The sequence below is a fragment of the Phytobacter cepae genome, from assembly GCF_054165735.1.
The window spans coordinates 1,432,483-1,452,762 of the sequence record NZ_CM135107.1 but is presented as its reverse complement, the minus strand read 5'-3'; the positions used below and the strand labels follow the sequence as shown (position 1 = coordinate 1,452,762).

General features: G+C 53.0%; 21 protein-coding genes, 4 tRNA genes and 1 other RNA gene. 12 read left to right on the top strand and 14 right to left on the bottom strand.

Going from position 1 to position 20,280, the window contains the following annotated elements:
* Nucleotides 1–56 precede the first annotated feature (56 nt).
* From ACUY4Q_RS06770 to ACUY4Q_RS06745, 6 genes are all read left to right on the top strand, one after another.
* Nucleotides 57–132 (top strand) — tRNA-Val (locus tag ACUY4Q_RS06770).
* Between the two features lie 46 nt (nucleotides 133–178).
* Nucleotides 179–254: transfer RNA gene (locus ACUY4Q_RS06765), tRNA-Val, on the top strand.
* 46 nt (nucleotides 255–300) lie between these two features.
* Nucleotides 301–376, top strand: a tRNA-Val gene (locus ACUY4Q_RS06760).
* 4 nt (nucleotides 377–380) lie between these two features.
* Nucleotides 381–456 (top strand) — tRNA-Lys (locus ACUY4Q_RS06755).
* 29 nt (nucleotides 457–485) lie between these two features.
* A non-coding RNA gene (locus tag ACUY4Q_RS06750) (RtT sRNA) lies at nucleotides 486–611 on the top strand.
* Between the two features lie 304 nt (nucleotides 612–915).
* Nucleotides 916–1,272 (top strand): FlxA-like family protein, encoded by a 357-nt coding sequence (locus tag ACUY4Q_RS06745; RefSeq protein WP_458046288.1) that lies wholly within the window; start codon nucleotides 916–918, stop codon nucleotides 1,270–1,272.
* On the opposite strand, the gene ACUY4Q_RS06740 is transcribed toward ACUY4Q_RS06745, so the two are convergent.
* The gene (locus tag ACUY4Q_RS06740; protein WP_458046287.1) at nucleotides 1,263–2,192 is read right to left on the bottom strand and encodes a LysR family transcriptional regulator; all 930 of its coding nucleotides are present in this window, start codon (nucleotides 2,190–2,192) and stop codon (nucleotides 1,263–1,265) included. The two genes, ACUY4Q_RS06745 and ACUY4Q_RS06740, sit on opposite strands and share 10 nt — an antisense overlap.
* Nucleotides 2,193–2,281: 89 nt before the next feature.
* On the opposite strand from ACUY4Q_RS06740, the gene ACUY4Q_RS06735 reads away from it, so the two are divergent.
* Entirely contained in the window at nucleotides 2,282–3,271 is a 990-nt protein-coding gene (locus ACUY4Q_RS06735; RefSeq protein WP_458046286.1) for a bile acid:sodium symporter family protein, read from the top strand.
* On the opposite strand, the gene ACUY4Q_RS06730 is transcribed toward ACUY4Q_RS06735, so the two are convergent.
* The 3 genes from ACUY4Q_RS06730 to zipA all read right to left on the bottom strand — a co-directional run bounded on the left by ACUY4Q_RS06730 (nucleotide 3,268) and on the right by zipA (nucleotide 6,561).
* Nucleotides 3,268–3,483: a DUF3820 family protein gene (locus tag ACUY4Q_RS06730; RefSeq protein WP_458046285.1), complete on the bottom strand. Its 216-nt coding sequence runs from the start codon at nucleotides 3,481–3,483 to the stop codon at nucleotides 3,268–3,270. The genes ACUY4Q_RS06735 and ACUY4Q_RS06730 overlap by 4 nt on opposite strands.
* Nucleotides 3,484–5,499, bottom strand: a complete 2,016-nt coding sequence (gene ligA, locus ACUY4Q_RS06725; RefSeq protein WP_458046284.1) for an NAD-dependent DNA ligase LigA — start codon at nucleotides 5,497–5,499, stop codon at nucleotides 3,484–3,486.
* A gap of 69 nt (nucleotides 5,500–5,568) precedes the next feature.
* A complete protein-coding gene (gene zipA / locus ACUY4Q_RS06720) occupies nucleotides 5,569–6,561 on the bottom strand; it encodes a cell division protein ZipA (RefSeq protein WP_458046283.1) in 993 nt (330 codons plus the stop codon).
* A 230-nt stretch (nucleotides 6,562–6,791) separates the two neighbouring features.
* On the opposite strand from zipA, the gene cysZ reads away from it, so the two are divergent.
* The 5 genes from cysZ (at nucleotide 6,792) to crr (ending at nucleotide 11,635) form a co-directional block, all read left to right on the top strand.
* Nucleotides 6,792–7,553, top strand: coding sequence for a sulfate transporter CysZ (cysZ, locus tag ACUY4Q_RS06715; protein WP_458046282.1), 762 nt, complete (start codon nucleotides 6,792–6,794; stop codon nucleotides 7,551–7,553).
* Nucleotides 7,554–7,694: 141 nt separating this feature from the next.
* The gene (gene cysK / locus ACUY4Q_RS06710; RefSeq protein ID WP_458046281.1) at nucleotides 7,695–8,666 is read left to right on the top strand and encodes a cysteine synthase A; all 972 of its coding nucleotides are present in this window, start codon (nucleotides 7,695–7,697) and stop codon (nucleotides 8,664–8,666) included.
* Nucleotides 8,667–9,055: 389 nt separating this feature from the next.
* Entirely contained in the window at nucleotides 9,056–9,313 is a 258-nt protein-coding gene (ptsH, locus tag ACUY4Q_RS06705) for a phosphocarrier protein Hpr (RefSeq protein ID WP_039079738.1), read from the top strand.
* Nucleotides 9,314–9,357: 44 nt separating this feature from the next.
* Nucleotides 9,358–11,085, top strand: a complete 1,728-nt coding sequence (gene ptsI, locus ACUY4Q_RS06700; RefSeq protein WP_458046280.1) for a phosphoenolpyruvate-protein phosphotransferase PtsI — start codon at nucleotides 9,358–9,360, stop codon at nucleotides 11,083–11,085.
* A 40-nt stretch (nucleotides 11,086–11,125) separates the two neighbouring features.
* On the top strand, nucleotides 11,126–11,635 hold the full coding sequence (gene crr / locus ACUY4Q_RS06695) for a PTS glucose transporter subunit IIA (protein WP_437430595.1): 510 nt from the start codon (nucleotides 11,126–11,128) through the stop codon (nucleotides 11,633–11,635).
* A gap of 49 nt (nucleotides 11,636–11,684) precedes the next feature.
* Here the strand turns inward: crr and pdxK are convergent, their stop codons facing one another.
* The 10 genes from pdxK to ACUY4Q_RS06645 form a co-directional block, all read right to left on the bottom strand.
* Nucleotides 11,685–12,521, bottom strand: coding sequence for a pyridoxine/pyridoxal/pyridoxamine kinase (pdxK, locus tag ACUY4Q_RS06690; protein ID WP_458046279.1), 837 nt, complete (start codon nucleotides 12,519–12,521; stop codon nucleotides 11,685–11,687).
* Nucleotides 12,522–12,523: 2 nt separating this feature from the next.
* A complete protein-coding gene (cysM, locus tag ACUY4Q_RS06685; RefSeq protein ID WP_458046278.1) occupies nucleotides 12,524–13,438 on the bottom strand; it encodes a cysteine synthase CysM in 915 nt (304 codons plus the stop codon).
* Nucleotides 13,439–13,636: 198 nt separating this feature from the next.
* Nucleotides 13,637–14,731 carry a sulfate/thiosulfate ABC transporter ATP-binding protein CysA gene (gene cysA, locus ACUY4Q_RS06680; protein WP_458046277.1) on the bottom strand — a complete coding sequence of 365 codons (1,095 nt, stop codon included), beginning with the start codon at nucleotides 14,729–14,731 and terminating at the stop codon, nucleotides 13,637–13,639.
* Entirely contained in the window at nucleotides 14,721–15,596 is an 876-nt protein-coding gene (cysW, locus tag ACUY4Q_RS06675) for a sulfate/thiosulfate ABC transporter permease CysW (RefSeq protein WP_458046276.1), read from the bottom strand. The genes cysA and cysW overlap by 11 nt, the downstream gene beginning before the upstream one ends.
* Nucleotides 15,596–16,429: a sulfate/thiosulfate ABC transporter permease CysT gene (gene cysT / locus ACUY4Q_RS06670; RefSeq protein WP_458046275.1), complete on the bottom strand. Its 834-nt coding sequence runs from the start codon at nucleotides 16,427–16,429 to the stop codon at nucleotides 15,596–15,598. The genes cysW and cysT overlap by 1 nt, the downstream gene beginning before the upstream one ends.
* Complete coding sequence (locus ACUY4Q_RS06665) at nucleotides 16,429–17,445, bottom strand: sulfate ABC transporter substrate-binding protein (RefSeq protein WP_458046274.1); 1,017 nt, start codon at nucleotides 17,443–17,445, stop codon at nucleotides 16,429–16,431. Before ACUY4Q_RS06665 ends, cysT begins: the two co-directional genes overlap by 1 nt.
* Before the next feature lie 186 nt (nucleotides 17,446–17,631).
* On the bottom strand, nucleotides 17,632–18,531 hold the full coding sequence (locus tag ACUY4Q_RS06660; RefSeq protein WP_458046273.1) for a Dyp-type peroxidase: 900 nt from the start codon (nucleotides 18,529–18,531) through the stop codon (nucleotides 17,632–17,634).
* 89 nt (nucleotides 18,532–18,620) lie between these two features.
* Nucleotides 18,621–19,196, bottom strand: a complete 576-nt coding sequence (locus tag ACUY4Q_RS06655) for an RpoE-regulated lipoprotein (RefSeq protein ID WP_458046272.1) — start codon at nucleotides 19,194–19,196, stop codon at nucleotides 18,621–18,623.
* Between the two features lie 62 nt (nucleotides 19,197–19,258).
* Complete coding sequence (locus ACUY4Q_RS06650) at nucleotides 19,259–19,708, bottom strand: DUF2919 domain-containing protein (protein WP_458046271.1); 450 nt, start codon at nucleotides 19,706–19,708, stop codon at nucleotides 19,259–19,261.
* The gene (locus ACUY4Q_RS06645; RefSeq protein WP_458046270.1) at nucleotides 19,695–20,120 is read right to left on the bottom strand and encodes a GNAT family acetyltransferase; all 426 of its coding nucleotides are present in this window, start codon (nucleotides 20,118–20,120) and stop codon (nucleotides 19,695–19,697) included. The genes ACUY4Q_RS06650 and ACUY4Q_RS06645 overlap by 14 nt, the downstream gene beginning before the upstream one ends.
* Nucleotides 20,121–20,280 lie beyond the last annotated feature (160 nt).

The following is a 20,280-nucleotide window of genomic DNA, read 5'->3' as shown; positions in this document are numbered from 1 at the left end:
TAGAAAATGCGTTGACTCATTTTCAACTCTCCCTATAATGCGACTCCACACAGCGGGGGTGATTAGCTCAGCTGGGAGAGCACCTCCCTTACAAGGAGGGGGTCGGCGGTTCGATCCCGTCATCACCCACCACTTTCTCGCCAGCTGGATTTTCTGTCAAAATGTGAAGTACCGAAGTGGGTGATTAGCTCAGCTGGGAGAGCACCTCCCTTACAAGGAGGGGGTCGGCGGTTCGATCCCGTCATCACCCACCACTTTCTCGCCAGCTGGATTTTCTGTCAAAATGTGAAGTACCGAAGTGGGTGATTAGCTCAGCTGGGAGAGCACCTCCCTTACAAGGAGGGGGTCGGCGGTTCGATCCCGTCATCACCCACCACTTCGGGTCGTTAGCTCAGTTGGTAGAGCAGTTGACTTTTAATCAATTGGTCGCAGGTTCGAATCCTGCACGACCCACCAATGTAAAAAAGCGCCCTAAAGGCGCTTTTTTGCTATCTGCGATTTATAAGATTCGAACCTGTAGCAGGTTCGGGTCGAACGTAGTGAGACAACGGAGCCGCTTGCGGCGACGGCCCGAAGGGCGAGCGAAGCGAGTCATCCTGCACGACCCACCAATGTAAAAATGGCGCTGGCGGCGCTTTTTTGCTATCTGCGATTTATAAAGATTCGAACCTGCTGCGGTTTCTCTTAAGTCAGCGTTTATCACTCATCTCAGCGCAAATCCTCAGTCATAAAGTTTGCTATAATCGTGCCTGGCAAAATAAAAAAAACCAATAAAATCAATGTGCAAAACGAGTGACCTTTATCCATAATTTATCCTTAATGTCAGGATATGATCCTCAAACTGCGCGAACGGTGCGTGGCTAAAGAAAAATATAAATACGTCGATACTCATTTTTTACGGCAAAGGTATTAATAATGACAACAATCCAAACGACGACATCGTCAGTGACCAGCGGCAGTGGCAGCGGTAGTTCATCTTCTGGTGCCAGCGATATTGCCTCCCAGATAAGCCGCATCACTCAGCAAATCTCCACGCTGACGAAACAGCTGAAAAGCATTTCTGATGGGACTGGCACAACCGAGCAGAAAAAGACGCAGCAACAGCAAATTCAGGCTCAAATCGCTTTGCTACAGGCTCAACTTGCTCAACTGCAAAATAAGCAGGCTGAAGAAGCACAGAAAAAAGCTGAAGAGAAGCAAGCCAGTTCACAGGGCAAAGTTGAAGGTGTCAACACCCCTTCAACTGACCATCAGATCGATATTTATATCTGAGTAAACAGCGGATCCTCTGCTCTGGCCCGGGTCAAATACCGGGCCTGTTCCCTCGCCACATCCCACACCGCCTGCGCCGCTCCGGATAACGAACGATTCTTCCTGCGCACCAGCATGATTTTACGCTGAATTTCCGGTATCAGCCGCTTTACGCTCAGCTTACTGCCTTGTGGCAAAGGCAGCGCAAGCGCAGGCATCACACTGACCCCAATCCCCGCTTCCACCATCGGGAAAAGCGTCGCCGGGTGGCCTATCTCCTGAACGATCTGCGCGTGAATGCCAAAATGCGTCAGGGCAGCATCAATAAGAGGACGGCTGCCTGAGGCATAGTCCTGCACCACCAGTCTCGCCTTGTCCAGTTCTCGCCAGGAGACGCACTGCTCATTAGCCCACGGATGATCGTCACGGCACAGGAGAAAAAAGGGCTCGGAAAGGATCTCTTCAGATTCAAGATCGCTTACTGGTCCGGGATCGATAACGATCCCAAAATCCACTTCGCCATGACGGATGCTCTCCAGCACCCACTGCTGCGGTCGGTCATGCAGCATAAAATCTATTTCCGGGTAGCGCAGATTACTTTGTGCAATGCATTGGGGAATGAGATGCGCCGAAATGGTTTGACTGGCAGCGACTCGCACCGTGCCGGTCAACTGTTGCCCTACCCGCCCGGCTTCACGCAGCGTGCTGGTAAGCTCATCAAGCAGGCGCTCAAGGCGGGCGGCAAGCTGTTGACCTGCCTCGGTCAGGATAACTTCACGCGTTGTTCTGTCGAGCAATTTAACGCCGGTTTGCCGCTCCAACTCTTTCACCGAATGGCTGACTGCCGACTGGCTCAGGCCAATGATATCCCCGGCCCGGCTGAAACTCCGCGCCTGGGCGACGGTGACAAAAACGCGCAGTTGCTTTAACGAATAATTCATCTGAAAAATTCATAAATGGATTCAATAAATCAATTTTATTTCTCAAAGCAAAAAAAGCAAAATGTTGTTACTGTCTTTCAGGAGTCTTTATGAAACTTTTTCGTATTCTCGACCCTTTTACACTGACGCTTATCGTAACCGTACTGCTGGCGACCTTTTTGCCGGCACGGGGAGGATTTGTGCCTTTCTTTGAATGGCTAACCATGGCCGCCATTGCTTTGCTGTTTTTTATGCATGGCGCAAAGCTCTCTCGTGAAGCAATTATTGCCGGAGGCAGCCACTGGCGTTTGCACCTCTGGGTGATGTGCAGCACCTTTATCCTCTTCCCTGCTCTGGGCGTGCTTTTCGTCTGGTGGTCACCGGTTAACGTCAGTCAGGAACTCTATACCGGTTTCCTCTACCTGTGTATTTTGCCTGCTACCGTGCAATCGGCCATTGCGTTTACCTCGCTGGCTGGCGGCAATGTGGCAGCAGCAGTGTGCTCGGCTTCCGCTTCCAGCCTGTTGGGGATATTTCTTTCGCCTCTGCTGGTCGGATTGTTGATGGATCTTCACGGCGCTGAGGGCAGCCTGGAGCAGGTCGGTAAAATCATGCTGCAGTTGCTGCTGCCGTTTGTACTGGGTCACCTTTCTCGCCCGTGGACGGGGGCCTGGGTGGCACGCAACAAAAAATGGATATCGAAGACCGATCAGACGTCGATTCTGTTAGTGGTTTATTCCGCCTTCAGTGAAGCGGTGGTCAATGGTATCTGGCAAAAGGTAGGCGTGGGTTCACTGCTGTTTATCGTGGTGGTGAGCATTGTCCTGCTGGCTATCGTCATCGCCGTCAACATTTTTGTCGCGCGACGCTGCGGCTTTAACAAGGCCGATGAAATCACCATCGTCTTCTGCGGCTCCAAGAAAAGCCTGGCCAACGGCATCCCGATGGCCAATATTCTTTTCCCCACCGCGGTCATCGGAATGATGGTCTTGCCGCTGATGATCTTCCATCAAATTCAACTGATGGTTTGCGCCGTCCTTGCCCGGCGCTACAAGCGCCAGACTGAAAAAGCACAGGCGCAGGAAGCTGCTAAAGCTTAATGGCGCTTAAGGGGCTGAACCAGATGGGTCAGCCCCTCCGTTTTGATAACCAAAACCAGCTGCAAAAGCTCACCCAAATGCCCGGCAGGAAAGGAATCCTTTCGGGCAAACCACAACAGATACTCCTCCGGCAAATCAATGAGCCTGCGCCCCTGATATTTGCCAAAAGGCATCTGCGTGTTGGCGATTTCAATAAGCTGCTCTTTCTCCATTTATACCCCCAGCAGGCGGAGCATCTCGGCTTCGTCAATAACGGCAATACCCAGCTCCTGGGCTTTCGCCAGTTTGGAACCTGCCGCTTCGCCCGCAATCACCAGATCGGTTTTTTTCGATACGCTGCCGGCGACTTTCGCCCCTAATTCCACCAGACGCGCTTTCGCATCGTCGCGTGACATCTGACTGAGGCTACCGGTCAACACCACGGTTTTACCTGCGAAGGGGCTGTCAATTTCGTCGGCATTGATCGCCACCGGATCGGGCCAGCGCACGCCTTCCGCCTGTAGCTGCCGAATCACGTCGCGATTGCTCTCTTCGGCGAAGAAATTGAACACATGAGCGGCGACCACTTTGCCCACGTCGGGCACTTTTTGCAGTTCCTCATCAGACGCTGCTTCCAGGGCTTCCAGCGTACCGAAATAAGCCGCGAGTCCCGCTGCCGTCGCCTCACCGACTTCACGGATACCCAACGCATAGAGGAAACGGGCAAAGGTAGTCTCTTTCGCCTTCTCCAACGCATTAACCACGTTTTCAGCCGATTTCGGCCCCATGCGGTCAAGGCCGGTCATTTTGCCTGCGGTTAAACGGAAGAGATCGGCTGGCGTGTGGACGTACTCTTTCTCCACTAATTGGTCGATAATTTTATCGCCCATGCCATCAACGTCCATGGCGCGACGGGAAACGAAGTGTTTGAGGGCCTCTTTACGCTGCGCGCCGCAAATCAGGCCACCGGTACAGCGCGTAACCGCTTCGCCTTCCACGCGCTCCACGTCAGAACCACACACCGGGCAATGGGCCGGGAAGCTGATTTCACGGGTCTCTTCCGGGCGCTCTGATTCCACTACATTCACGACCTGGGGGATGACATCGCCTGCACGGCGGATAACCACTTTGTCGCCGATGCGCAGACCGAGACGGGCAATTTCATCGGCGTTGTGCAGCGTGGCATTGCTCACCAATACCCCGGCCACCTGGACCGGTTCAAGGCGCGCAACAGGGGTAATCGCGCCGGTGCGCCCCACCTGGAATTCCACATCGCGAACAAAGGTGGTCTGTTCCTGCGCCGGGAATTTGAAAGCGACGGCCCAGCGCGGAGCACGCGCCACGAAGCCAAGCTGCTCCTGCAAATCCAGCGAGTTCACTTTAATGACAACGCCGTCGATGTCGAACCCGAGATGAGGACGATCGGCTTCAACGTGATGATAAAAATCGAGCACCGCCTCCGGGGAGTCGCACAATCGTATGCGCTCACTGACCGGCAGCCCCCATTTTTTGAACTGCTGTAAGCGCTCCATGTGCCCGCGAGGCAGTTCGCCGCCTTCGAGAATCCCTACCCCATAGCAGAAGAAAGTGAGTGGACGCTTAGCGGTGATTCTCGGGTCAAGCTGACGCAAGGAACCTGCGGCCGCATTACGTGGGTTAGCAAACACTTTTCCCCCGGTACGACGCGCTTCTTCATTGATCTTTTCGAAGCCTGCCTGCGGTAAAAAGACTTCACCACGCACTTCCAGACGTGCAGGTATATTTTCCCCATGCAGCTTGAGCGGAATTGCGCGAATCGTCCTCACATTCGAGGTGATATCTTCCCCGGTCGTGCCGTCGCCACGTGTAGCTGCGCGTATCAGCACACCGTTCTCGTAGAGAATGCTGACCGCCAGGCCGTCCAGTTTCAACTCACAGCAGTAGGTCAGCGCATCGGTGTTTTTCAGGCGATCCTGAACGCGCTTATTGAAGGCAAGGAAGCTCCCTTCATCAAAGACGTTATCCAGCGAGAGCATGGGTACTTCGTGGCGAATCTGGCTAAAGGAGGCCAGGGGGGCCGCACCGACGCGCTGGGTCGGGGAGTCTGGCGTAATCAGTTCAGGATGCTGCGCCTCCAGTTCGCGCAGGCGAACCAGCAGTTTGTCATACTCCGCATCCGGGATCTCAGGCGTATCCATAACGTGATAGAGATATTCATGATGGCGAAGCGTTGTTCGCAGTTCAGTGAGTTGTTGTTCAATTGATTCCATGTCGCACCATCAATATAAAAAACCCCCGACGGGCGGGGGTTTTGGCTGATAACAAAAAGAGGTCGTCGGTTACGCGTGATATTCCTTCACTTCGCGGATCCGGTCCTGGTACTCACGCAGTTTTTGCGGTGTCATCATGCGGCGCTGATCGTCAAGGACCACGCCACCGACTTCATCGGCAATGTACTGCGCTGACTGAAGCATCAGCTTAAAGTTTTGCAGCTCATCCCCGTAGGAAGGAACCTGCATGAAGATCGTCACACCCGGCGTCGTGAACTCAGTCATTTCAGGGTCGAAGGTTCCTGGATTAACCATGTTAGCGAGGCTGAACAGTGCCGGGCCGCTGCCATCCGGGCTGAGATGACGGTGGAAAATGCTCATGTCACCAAATTTGAAACCGGCTTGTTGAATGCTGTTAAGCAGCAGATCGCCCTGTAGGGCCGTACCATGATGCGCTGAGACGTTCATAATGATAACGGTCTCTTTACGCACGGGTTTCTCAACAACCGGCGCTGGCTCAACAACCGGTTCAGGCTCAGGCTGCGCAACCGGCTCATGATGAACGGGGGCAGTAACAGGCTGAGGTTGCGGCACGGCGGCTCCAGGCTGAGGCTGCTGCATCGCTGGCTGCACGGCAGCGGGTTCCTGGCGCGGTTGTACGTGCTCAACAGGCGCCACATGGGCCGCAGGTTGAACCGCTGGCTGCTGCGGACGCTCGTCATGGTGCGTTACCGGCGCAGGGGCCGTCGCACGGGGTTGAGCGGACGCATAAGGTGGTTGGTATTGATGTTGCGGCTGCTGACGAGGCGTTTCCGGCTCGCTGCTGGCTTTCGGGGCAGGGTTTACCCGATGAACACGAACTTCACCCACGCTTTCGTCTTCTTCTTCGACATCTTCGTCATAAGCGTCATCGTCATCACGTTTCGACTTCATACGTTTCAGCGGACGGTCGCGGAACATAGAAGAACGTTCTTTACGGCTCGTCCAAAAACCATGAACCAGTAAAGCGATTATGGCGATCGCGCCAACAATGATTAATATCAGACGCAAATCCTGCATCATTATATTCTCTGTTGTTCTAACACCTTGCCACCACGGCAAACATTTACTCACTAAGAGTATTTGCCGATTACGTCAAGTGCAAGTGCACACAGGCCATTCACGGCATAAAGATGAACGAAATCGTGCTTTTTGCTGTTTTTTCGAACATTTCCGAACGGGTTTTTTCTTCCGCGAGCAGATAATATAGTCTGCTGATTTCCGGCTGTAATACAAAGGAGTATAGCCAGGCTATGGTTTCACCTTCATCTGTCCCATCTCGCAGCGGCCTTTTCTACTTTTCTCAGGGCTGGAAGCTCATCACCCTCCCCGGTATTCGACGTTTTGTCGTGCTGCCGTTACTGGTCAACATCGTGTTGATGGGCGGCGCATTTATCTGGCTTTTTAGCCGTCTCGACAACTGGATACCCGCCATTATGAGCCACGTTCCTGACTGGCTGCAGTGGCTGAGCTATTTGCTTTGGCCGGTGGTCGTGGTGTCGATATTGCTGGTATTCAGCTACTTCTTCTCCACCCTTGCCAACTGGATAGCGGCCCCTTTCAACGGTCTGTTGGCAGAACAGCTCGAAGCCAGGCTGACCGGCGCGACGCCACCGGATGCCGGGATCGGCGCTATTCTTAAAGATGTTCCCCGCATAATGAAACGTGAGTGGCAAAAGCTTGCGTGGTATTTACCCCGCGCCATTGTGTTATTGCTGCTTTACTTCATTCCAGGTATTGGACAGACCGTTGCCCCGGTGGTGTGGTTCCTCTTCAGCGCCTGGATGCTGGCCATTCAGTACTGCGATTATCCTTTTGATAACCACAAAGTGTCGTTTAAAACGATGCGCGCAGCTCTGCGGACCCGTAAAGCAACGAACTTACAGTTTGGTGCCCTCACCAGCTTGTTCACGATGGTTCCGGTTTTAAATCTGGTGGTCATGCCCGTAGCCGTCTGCGGCGCAACGGCGATGTGGGTGGACTGTTATCGGGAAAAAAATGCACTCTGGCGTTAAGAGCGTTATTCCCGTTCTTATTCCATACTGATTGCCATTATTTCGCCTCAGCATATAGATATGCTAATTCCTTACTTCCGCCTGGGCGGTAAGTGGGTATGCTGGGGTGGTTCCCAAATTTCATACAGTTAAGGACAGGCCATGAGTAAGATTTTTGAAGATAACTCGCTGACTATCGGTCACACGCCGCTGGTTCGACTGAACCGTATCGGTAATGGACGCATCCTGGCAAAGGTCGAATCCCGCAACCCGAGCTTCAGCGTTAAATGCCGTATCGGTGCCAATATGATTTGGGATGCCGAAAAACGTGGCGTACTGAAACCGGGTATCGAACTGGTTGAACCGACCAGCGGCAATACCGGTATTGCACTCGCCTATGTGGCTGCTGCACGCGGTTATAAGCTCACGCTCACCATGCCAGAAACCATGAGCATTGAGCGTCGTAAGCTGCTGAAAGCGCTGGGCGCAAACCTGGTGCTGACCGAAGGCGCTAAAGGGATGAAAGGCGCAATTCAGAAGGCGGAAGAAATTGTTGCCAGCGATCCGTCTAAATTCCTGTTGCTCCAGCAGTTCAGCAACCCGGCTAACCCGGAGATTCACGAAAAAACCACCGGCCCGGAAATTTGGGAAGACACCGATGGTCAGGTTGACGTCTTTATCTCGGGCGTTGGCACCGGCGGTACGCTGACAGGCGTTTCCCGCTATATTAAAGGCACCAAAGGTAAATTCGATTTAATCACCGTTGCGGTAGAACCGACAGATTCTCCGGTGATTGCTCAGGCGCTGGCTGGTCAGGAAATCAAACCCGGCCCGCACAAAATCCAGGGTATTGGTGCAGGTTTCATCCCAGGTAACCTCGATCTGAAGCTGATCGACAAGGTTGTCGCTATCACGAATGAAGAAGCTATCAGCACCGCACGTCGTCTGATGGAAGAAGAAGGTATACTGGCGGGTATCTCTTCCGGAGCGGCCGTTGCTGCGGCACTGAAACTTCAGGAAGACGAAACCTTTACCAATAAGAATATAGTGGTTATCCTTCCTTCTTCGGGTGAGCGCTATTTGAGCACCGCGTTATTTGCCGATCTGTTTACTGAGAAAGAACTGCAACAGTAATGCCAGATCGTTACAAACGCGCAAAAAAGCACCCAATGAGGTGCTTTTTTGTGGCACACATCAAAGTTTCACTCCTCCTGGCATTGCTTAGACTCCTCGGGTCTGGTATTTAACCATCACATTTATTTTGATGCGCGAAATTAATCGGTTTCTGATTTCACGAAGCTGAATCGATTTTATGATTTGGTTCAACTCTCGCTTTCGCGGCATAATGTTTAATGACGTTTAAGACGTCGGTCGCCAGAAGCGCCAGCATCAAAATGCGTTACTCACGTTTCTGGCTTTCGAATCGTGTCTTGTAACGCCGGCGCTACCGATACAGGCTAAAGTCGAACCGCCAGGCTAGACTTTAGTTCCACAACACTAAACCTATAAGTTGGGGAAATACAATGTTCCAGCAAGAAGTTACCATTACCGCTCCGAACGGTCTGCACACCCGCCCTGCTGCTCAGTTTGTTAAAGAAGCGAAAGGCTTCACCTCTGAGATCACTGTGACTTCCAACGGCAAAAGCGCCAGCGCGAAAAGCCTGTTCAAACTGCAAACTCTGGGTCTGACTCAAGGTACTGTTGTTACGTTGACCGCTGAAGGCGAAGACGAGCAAAAAGCAGTTGAGCATCTGGTCAAACTGATGGCAGAGCTCGAGTAAGGTTACGGGTTCTTTTAAAGATCAGTCACAAGTAAGGTAGGGTTATGATTTCAGGCATTTTAGCATCCCCGGGTATCGCTTTTGGCAAAGCATTGCTGCTGAAAGAAGACGAGATCGTCATTGACCGGAAGAAAATTTCTGCCGATAAGGCTCCTCAGGAAACGGAACGTTTTTTGAGTGGTCGTGCTAAGGCATCTGCACAGCTCGAAGCGATTAAGACGAAAGCTGGCGAAACGTTCGGTGAAGAAAAAGAAGCTATCTTCGAAGGCCACATTATGTTGCTCGAAGATGAGGAGCTTGAGCAGGAAATCATAGCCCTGATTAAAGATAAGCACATGACAGCTGACGCAGCTGCGCATGAAGTTATCGAAGGCCAGGCCACTGCCCTTGAAGAGCTGGACGACGAATACCTCAAAGAACGTGCGGCTGACGTACGTGATATCGGTAAACGTTTGCTGCGTAACATTCTGGGTATGCCCATCATCGACCTGAGCTCCATTCAGGACGAAGTAATTCTGGTTGCCGCTGACCTGACCCCGTCTGAAACTGCGCAGTTGAACCTGAACAAGGTCCTCGGTTTCATCACTGACATCGGCGGTCGTACGTCCCACACCTCCATCATGGCGCGTTCTCTTGAACTGCCTGCGATCGTGGGTACGGGCAGCGTAACCTCTCAGGTAAAAAATGACGACTATCTGATTCTCGATGCGGTTAACAACAAAGTGTACGTTAACCCAACCAATGAAGAGATCGAAACACTGCGTAACGCGCAGGCTCAGGTAGCCGAAGAGAAAGCCGAGCTGGCTAAACTCAAAGACCTGCCAGCGATTACGCTGGACGGCCATCAGGTTGAAGTCTGTGCCAACATCGGTACCGTGCGTGACGTCGCAGGTGCAGAGCGTAATGGCGCGGAAGGTGTAGGCCTGTATCGTACCGAATTTCTGTTCATGGACCGTGACTCTCTGCCCACTGAAGAAGAGCAGTTTGCTGCCTACAAAGCCGTTGCTGAAGCCTGTGGCTCACAAGCGGTTATCGTACGTACCATGGACATTGGCGGCGACAAAGAGCTGCCATACATGAACTTCCCGAAAGAAGAGAACCCGTTCCTGGGTTGGCGCGCCGTGCGTATCGCTATGGATCGCAAAGAGATCCTGCGCGATCAGGTTCGTGCCATTCTGCGTGCCTCTGCTTTCGGTAAACTGCGCATCATGTTCCCGATGATCATCTCTGTTGAAGAAGTGCGTGCACTGAAAAAAGAGATCGAAATCTACAAACAGGAACTGCGTGACGAAGGTAAAGCCTTTGATGAGACCATTGAAATTGGCGTGATGGTGGAAACACCGGCTGCGGCAACCATCGCTCATCATCTGGCCAAAGAAGTTGATTTCTTTAGTATCGGAACCAATGATTTAACGCAGTACACCCTGGCAGTTGACCGTGGTAATGATATGATTTCACATCTTTACCAGCCGATGTCACCGTCTGTACTGACCCTCATCAAGCAAGTTATTGATGCATCTCATGCTGAAGGCAAGTGGACAGGCATGTGTGGTGAGCTTGCAGGCGACGAACGTGCTACACTTCTGTTGCTGGGGATGGGTCTGGATGAATTCAGTATGAGTGCCATTTCTATCCCGCGCATTAAGAAGATTATTCGCAACACGAACTTCGAAGATGCGAAGGTTTTAGCAGAGCAGGCTCTTGCTCAACCGACAACGGACGAGTTAATGACGCTGGTTAACAAGTTCATTGAAGAAAAAACAATCTGCTAATCCACGAGATGCGGCCCAAATTACTGCTTAGGAGAAGATCATGGGTTTGTTCGATAAACTGAAATCTCTGGTTTCTGACGATAAGAAAGACACTGGAACTATTGAGATTATTGCTCCGCTTTCTGGCGAAATCGTCAACATTGAAGATGTACCGGACGTTGTTTTCGCTGAGAAAATTGTTGGTGATGGCATCGCTATCAAACCAACCGGCAACAAAATGGTAGCGCCGGTTGACGGTACTATCGGTAAAATCTTTGAAACTAACCATGCCTTCTCTATCGAATCTGATAGCGGCATCGAACTCTTCGTTCACTTCGGTATCGATACCGTTGAACTGAAAGGCGAAGGTTTCAAACGCATTGCAGAAGAAGGCCAGCGCGTCAAAGTTGGCGACCCGGTCATTGAATTCGATCTGCCACTGCTGGAAGAAAAAGCCAAGTCTACCCTGACGCCGGTGGTGATTTCCAACATGGACGAAATCAAAGAACTGATCAAACTTACCGGCAGCGTAACCGTGGGCGAAACCCCGGTGATTCGCATCAAGAAGTAATTGTTGCCGATAACATAAAAATGGCGCCGATTGGCGCCATTTTTGTTTGTCAGGCCGGGAGGATAAGCTCGTCGTAGCCTTTTTCTAAGGTGTAGCTCATCACGTTTGTCACCCGATCCCCCGCCCCATGAATGGCCTCAGCGAGCGGTTTGCCTTTCACGATATTGCTCACCAGTTCAGAACAGAACAGATCGCCCGTCCCTTTTAAATCGGTCGCAATACGCGGGTGCGTACTGATTTCCACTGACTGCGCCGTCACCAATACCACATGGATACTGTTATCATCAGAAGCAACAGGCGCACTGGTAATCGCCACCCACTTCAGCGAGTCGGATAATAATCCTTTTGCCGCCTCGACGGCGCTGTTCATGTCGCGGCAGGGTTTGCCACTGAGAATTTCCAGCTCGAAGACATTGGGGGTGATCCCCTGTGCCAGCGGCAGTAAATGCTCACAATAGGCGCCTGGAATTTCCGGTTTGACGTAGATCCCGCTGTCCGTGTCCCCCATTACCGGATCGACCAGGATCAGCAACTGCGGGTGCTTCTCTTTTACGGTCTTCAGCCATTTCGCCAGAATCGCTATCTGGCTGGCGCTGCCCATGTAGCCCGTGGTCACGGCTTTGAGCTCACGCAGCACGTCGCGCTCTTCCAGCCCCTGTAAGTAGCCGCTGAACCACTCGTCAGGAATAATTCCGCCATAGAAGGTGTCGTAGTGTGGCGTGTTGCTGAACAGCACGGTAGGCACGGCAGTCACGTTTAAGCGATGCTGACGAATATTCGGCACGGCAATGCTGTTGCCAACGCTGCCATACACTACCTGCGACTGCACGGCGACGATATCGGTCTGCTGTGCGCGTGTTTTGTCCCTGAAAAGAATCATTTCCATAATTAGATCCCCGCTCCCTGAGAGTAACTTTCCTCACCAAACACGCCGGTGGAGAGATAACGATCCCCGCGATCGCAAATGATAGCCACCACAACCGCACCGGGATTTGCCTGCGCGATGCGGATTGCACCTGCCACCGCCCCACCGGAACTGACGCCACAGAAAATGCCTTCGCGTACCGCCAGCGCACGCATTGTGTTTTCGGCATCACGCTGATGAATATCCAGAACGTTGTCTACCAGGCTCGCATTGAAAATGCCCGGCATATATTCAGCAGGCCAGCGACGGATGCCCGGAATACTGCTCCCCTCTTTTGGCTGCAAACCGACAATGGTGACCGCTTTTGCTTGTTCACGCAGGAAACGTGACACACCGGTGATGGTGCCCGTTGTCCCCATACTGGAGACGAAATGGGTGATACGCCCGGCCGTTTGCTGCCAGATTTCTGGCCCGGTGGTGGTGTAGTGTGCGTAGGGGTTATCAGGATTGTTGAACTGATCGAGCAGCATGCCTTCACCGCGGTTCGCCATTTCAAGCGCCAGGTCGCGTGCACCTTCCATACCCTGCTCTTTGGAAACCAGGATTAACTCGGCACCGTAGGCGCGCATGGCCGCGCGGCGCTCCTGGCTCATGTTGTCTGGCATCAGCAGCTTCATGCGATAGCCTTTGAGCGCTGCAATCATCGCCAGCGCAATACCGGTGTTACCACTGGTCGCTTCGATAAGCACATCACCTGGTTTAATATCACCGCGCTTTTCTGCTTCGACAATCATCGAGAGTGCGGCCCGGTCTTTAACCGACCCCGCCGGATTGTTTCCTTCCAGTTTGACCCATATTTCACTGCCGTTGTCCGGGCCAAGACGCTGCAACTTGACCAGCGGCGTATTGCCGATAGTTTGTTCTAATGTCGTGTTCACTTACCCTGTCCAATAAAAAAGCCCGGTCGCGCATTCGCTACCGGGCCTACGGGTAGGTGCACTCTGGTGCCCTCACCCCATCCCTCTCCCACCGGGAAAGGGCGCAAACACTAAAAGCAGCCCTGGGCTGTTTTGCATTTACCGCGTAGGCCGGGTAAGCCTGCGCCACCCGGCAACAATTTCTGATGCAATAACCTATCAGGCAGATTCTGCGAGAGCAAGCTCCTCGCGGTTTTCAATCCGCTCATTACCCGTGTACAGGCGCGCATTCTGCAAACCAACAAACAGGCGATCGCCGCGCTCTGGCGCGTCATCTCCGCTTAACACCACGCTCAACGGTTCGTCATGCCAGCCCAGCGGTTGTACCACCAGTTGGGTGTAGTGACCTTTAGGGGTAGCCTCCAGCACCTGCACCGGCAGCGGGGAATCCAGGCTGGTTCGACGGCTGATATCGACTTCCCATGGACGCAGGAACAGGTCAACCTCTCCCTGGTGTGCCGGGGTGTAGCCCAGCGGCCAGCGGTGCGCCCCCACATGGAATTGCCCGCCGCTGATAGTGCCTTTCAGACGGTTAACTTCGCCCATAAATTCCAGCACAAAGCGGGTAGCGGGCTCACGCCATACCTGATTTGGCGCATCGGCCTGCTCAATATTGCCCTGGCTCATCACCACCACGCGATCGGCGACTTCCATTGCCTCTTCCTGGTCGTGGGTGACGAATACGCTGGTAAATTTCAGCTCTTCATGGAGCTGACGCAGCCAGCGACGCAATTCCTTACGTACCTGCGCATCCAGTGCACCGAACGGCTCATCCAGCAACAGGATTTGTGGTTCTACCGCCAGCGCGCGTGCCAGCGCAACACGTTGTTTCTGTCCGCCGGAAAGCTGGGCCGGAAAGCGATCCGCCAGATGGGCCAGTTGCACCATTTCCAGCAGTTTGGTGACTTTCGCTTTGATGGTGGCAGAATTTGGGCGCTCCCGCTTCGGCAGAACGGTGAGGCCGAAAGCGATGTTGTCGAACACCGTCATATGGCGAAACAGCGCATAATGCTGGAACACAAAGCCTACTTTGCGCTCACGGGCATGGATACGGCTCACGTCAGTGCCGTGAAAACGGATGCGCCCGCTGGTCTGATGCTCAAGCCCGGCGATAATACGCAGCAGCGTGGTTTTACCGGAGCCCGATGGCCCCAACAGCGCCACCATTTGCCCGGAAGGGATATCCAGCGAGATATCATTCAGCACCTGGGTGCGACCAAACGACTTCTTAATATTGGCAATCTCAATGCTCATGATTTCCCTCCTGCTGCGCGCGTTTTTCTTGATTGTTCAAACGCCATTGCACTGCACTCTTTAAAAACAACGTCAATATAGCCATCAATGTCAGCAGGGCGGCAGCGGTAAAGGAACCCACCGTGTTGTAATCCTGCTCGAGTAATTCAATTTGCAGCGGCAGTGAGAGCGTCTCACCACGGATAGAACCCGAGACCACCGATACCGCACCAAACTCACCGATAGCACGCGCATTCGTGAGCACGACACCGTAAAGCAGCGCCCAGCGGATATTCGGCAGCGTCACACGCTTAAACATTTGCCAGCCTGATGCACCCAACAGTACTGCGGCTTCATCTTCGTGGCTTCCCTGGCTCAACATCACGGGTACCAGTTCACGCACCACAAATGGACAGGTGACGAAGATGGTGACCAGCACCATGCCGGGCCAGGCGAACATGATTTGCAGGTCATGCGCGTCAAGCCATGGCCCCAGCGGGCCATTAGAACCATAAAAGAGCAGGTATACGAGGCCGGCCACGACTGGGGAAACCGCGAAGGGAATATCCAGCAAGGTGAGGAGTAGCTGACGCCCAGGGAAATCAAAGCGCGTCACCAGCCAGGCCAGCAACGTACCGAATACCAGATTGACCGGTACAGTGATCAACGCAATCAATACCGTCATCCAGATGGCATGCAGCATGTCCGGATTCGCCAGGTTTTCCAGTGCGGGCATTAGCCCCTGACTGAATGCTTTGACGAAGATATATACCATCGGTACGACAAGGATGAAGGCCGAAACCACCACACCCGTACCAATCAGAAACCATTTTCCCCAGTTGATACGGGGGCTGTCGTAGCGTTTCAATTCAGTAACTTCCGCCATTAGTGACCTACCACACGTCGCCCAAAACGACTTTGCAGCGTGTTGATGGAGAACAGTAGCAGCAGCGATGCCGCAAGGATCACCGAAGCGATGGCACTCGCCGCCGGGTAATCAAACTCCTGCAGACGCACGAAAATCATCAGCGAGGTCACTTCGGTTTTCCACGCGATGTTGCCAGCGATGAAGATAACAGCACCAAATTCGCCGAGGCTACGGGTAAACGAGAGCGCAACGCCCGCCAACAGCGCCGGGGAAAGCTCCGGCAGGACCACTTTGCGAAAGCTCTGCCAGCGGGTTGCCCCCAGCGTCTCAGCCGCCTCTTCGTACTCCGGGCCAAGCTCTTCCAGTACCGGTTGCACGGTACGCACCACAAACGGGATGCTGGTAAACGCCATCGCCACGGCAATGCCCAGCCAGGTGTAGGTCACCTTGATATCAAGCAGCGCCAGCCACTGACCGTAAAAGCCGTTGACGGAAAACAGTGACGCCAGCGTCAGACCCGCAACAGCCGTTGGCAGGGCGAACGGTAAATCCATCAGCGCATCCAGCAGGGTACGGCCTGGAAAACGGTAACGGGTTAAGATCCACGCCATCAACAGGCCAAACACGCCGTTAAAAATGGACGCCACAAATGCAGAAAGCAGCGTCACTTTATAGGCCGCCACCACCTGCGGGTTAGTGACCACGTCCCAATACTGCGCCCAGCTCATCTCAGAGAGCTGCATAACCAGTGCGCTAAGCGGTAATAACAAAATCAGACAGACGAACAGCAGGCTGGTCCCCAGGCTTAAGGTAAAGCCGGGCAGCACGCGCCTGGAAGAAACTGCAAACATTACTTACGCCCCGCCGCCAGCAATTTGTCTAACTCACCGCCGCTATTAAAGTGGGTTTTCATCACCTCAGGCCAGCTACCGAACTTATCTTCCACACGGAAAAGCGCGGTCTGCGGGAATTTATCTTTCAACGCGTCCATCACTTTCGGGTTATTCACGCGATAGTAATAATCGGTAATTATCGTCTGAGCCTGTGGGCTGTAGAGATAATTGAGATAGGCTTTTGCTGCCTTTTCGGTGCCATTCGCTGCAACGTTTTTATCAACCCAGGCCACCGGGAACTCAGCCAGGATGTTGGTTTTTGGGATCACGACTTCAAAGCCCTGATCTTCATATTGCTTACGGATGTTGTTCACTTCCGATTCAAAGCTTATCAGCACATCGCCAAGACCACGCTCGGCGAAGGTGGTGGTCGCACCACGACCGCCGGTATCAAAAACTTCGACGTTCTTCAGGAACTGGGTCATGAACTGCTGAGTTTTGGCTTTATCCCCACCGTCAGCGTTGTCTGCTGCGCCCCACGCCGCCAGATAGGTATAACGCGCGTTACCCGAGGTTTTTGGATTGGGGAAAATAAGTTTCACATCGGAACGTACCAGGTCGCTCCAGTCGTGGATATTCTTCGGATTACCTTTACGCACCAGGAAGCCCATGGTGGAGTAAAACGGTGAGCTGTTGTTTGGCAAACGACTCTGCCAGTTCGCCGGAATAAGGTTGCCTTTGTCATGCAGGATCTGCACGTCAGTGATTTGGTTGTAAGTCACCACATCCGCTTTTAAGCCCTGCAAAATGGCCAAAGCCTGTTTAGACGAGCCCGCGTGGGACTGTTTGATCGTCAGCGTATCGCCCGCATTATCCTTTGCCCACTGCTGCTCAAAGGGTGGATTCAGGGCGGCAAACAGTTCACGGGACACATCATAAGAACTGTTTAACAACTCCGTCGCCTGCGCCTGCGCAACCAGCAGCGTCATTGCTGCCAGAGTCAGATATCCTTTTTTCACTACATTAACGGTCATTGCGCACCCTTATTCGATGATGACGATATGGCCTTCAGTTTATTTATAACGCGTGTGAAACCAGTAACGGTTTTATATACCGTTTGGTGCTTTGGAAGTTAAAAAGGGAATAAGCATTTCTGGGTAGAAGGCACTTGACCCCGTTGCCTGCGCTTGAGTGAGGCAACCAGGTCTAAGTGTAAGAAATCAGAGCGCGAGCAGGCGCGCTACGGACGGTGCAAAATAGTACCCGCCAGTAACCGGTTTGGTAAAGCGTAACATGGCGTCTCGCTTGCCATCCGTGTCGCCAAACATGCTGAGTAACTGCTGTTCAATATTATAAAGACGCGCACAGTAGGCGCAGAAATAGAGGCCATTCACGCCGCTTGCGGTACCGTATGGCAGGCTCTGGCGTACAATCTTCAGGCCCTTACCCTCTTCTTTGAGGTCAACGCGGCTCAGGTGTGAGGTGACCGGACGGGCATCGCCATCAATTTCTTCATTGGCGACCTTAGTGCGGCCAATCATCATCTCCTGATCGCCCACGCTCATGCGGTTGAGCTGCTTGAGGTTATGTTCCCACCGCTGCACCAGCACATAGCTGCCACCTGCATCGATACCCTCTTTGATGACGGCAACCTCACGACGCTTTTCGTCCCCTGCCGGGTTTTCAGTGCCATCCACAAACCCGCTGAGATCTCTGTCTTCCACCCAACGGAAACCATGGGTCTCTTCTTTGACCTCAAGCACATCACCCAAGGCCGTCAGTGCGGCCTGCGCAATGGAAAAATTCACATCATGGCGCAAAGAGAGAATATGGATAAGGACATCATGTTGCGTCGCCGGGGCCAGACCTTTACCCAGAGGGGAAAAATCTTTCAGCTCTTCTGCACCAACCCCTGCGCTAAGGTCACGCCAGACGGTGTGACCAAAGGCGATGACGGCACCCACAGCCGCATCCGGGTAAGCCGCCTCAAAGGTCGCCAGTTTATCGATAAATACCTTACAGCCTTCCCGTAGGGCATCATGGCTGCCCACCACATTGGCTTCAATCCAAATTGCCGCACGGCAATGTTCTGGCAATATGCCGCTCTGAACCTGAGACATCGCTCCTCCTGAAAAAAATGCCACGCAACCGTGGCATTGATGGGGTTATTGTACCCGTTTTTCATCAGCAAGCGGAACCGCAGAGTGCATTAGCGTCGCCAGATAATCTTGTGTAATTTCCAGGATTTGAGGGCATCGTCAGAGGGCATTAACCCTTCCGGGCCGTTCCAGTCACCGGTAAAGACAAAGCTAATATTTTGACTTTCTGGCGCTTTGCACTCCACGGCTTTCGTCTCTTCAGCGGCAGCCGCTACACATTGACCAAATGCTTTGTCGTAGAGATCGCTGAACGGCGTACCGATTTTGACTCCTTTTGCCGTCTCAATACCACTGTCGAGCACATCGACCTGGCTCACAGTGCCGTTCTCGCCATTCACGACCAGCGCAACCTTGTCATCCTTAAGCGCCTCGAAATAGCGAATGATATTGCCTTTATCGCTCTTCATACCGCTTCGCAGGTGGTAATCGCCGCCCAGGGCGTCGTTAAGCGCTTTTTCATCAAGCGCAGTGCTGGCCGTGATGCCGCCAACACCCTGCGCGCTCACTTCCATAGACGAACCAAACCAGTTCCACGGATTGGCCGCTGACCAGTTCACAGAAGAGAGCGTGGAACAGCCCGTTAATACCAGCGCCAGGGCGCAGACGCTTAAACGCAGGGACTTCATCGTAACTTCCTTTCAAGTTTTCTCATCGGCAGTTGGAGTACCACAAATGCAAAAAGTGCCCGTTAATGTTCATCCTGACGAAAGCAGGCATGAAAACGGGCATTCGTGAGTAACCAGCTCAGGGCCACCAGATCCACCACCACCAGGGTTAAGCCAACGCCGCTCAGTGCTTCGCCACGCAGCCAGAATAAGGGTTGCCAGAGCAGTAAGACAACCTGCGTGAGGACAAGCAGCGGGCGCAATGCGTGCCAGACGCGGGGAAAATTCTGCCGACGCCCACAGACGAGAAAGGCCAGCACCGCAGGAACGCCGGGAAGCAATCCCCACCAGAATGCAGTGTGGTCGGGGTAAAACAGCGTCAGCAGTGTATCGCCCTGCCCGCGAGAGGCGCCCGCCATGACAAAAAGCACCCAGGTTCTCGCCTGGAGAAGCAACACACACCAGAACAAAAACGGCAATCGTAAGCGACCATGCGGATCGTAGTCAGCAGGGGAAAACTCAATATTCTTCATCTTCAATTAAACGCTTACCTAAGCTAAGCGAATCGGTCTGCTCATAACCCAGTCGTTCATACATACCTAACACCACATCATTGTCTTCTCGCACCATGATGTTGATCTTCGGGCAGCCGCGAGCAATGAGCTTTTTTTCAAGGCGGCTTAATAGCGCGTTCGCAATACCACGCCCGCGAAATTCGGGATGCACGCCGAGATAATAGGCCGAGCCGCGATGACCGTCATAGCCGCCCATTACCGTACCCACGACTTCACCGTTCACTTCGGCGACCAGAAAAAGGCTGACATCGTGGTTAATTTTGCGTTCGATGTCCATTTCCGGATCATTCCATGGGCGCAGCAGTTCGCAGCGCTCCCACAAGGTGACCACTTCTTCAAAGTCTTGCTGGCGAAAAACGCGTATCTCCATGGTTTAATTGCCTCTTTTGACTATATTTCTGATGATTATGGCGTGAACGTCCCCTGCCGCCAATATCCGGCGAAGTCGAGTCGGGGAAATGGCATAATGTCACTCTGTCATGTATTGAAATGAAAAGTAAAACTTTTATTACTAAGGACTGTCGTAACGA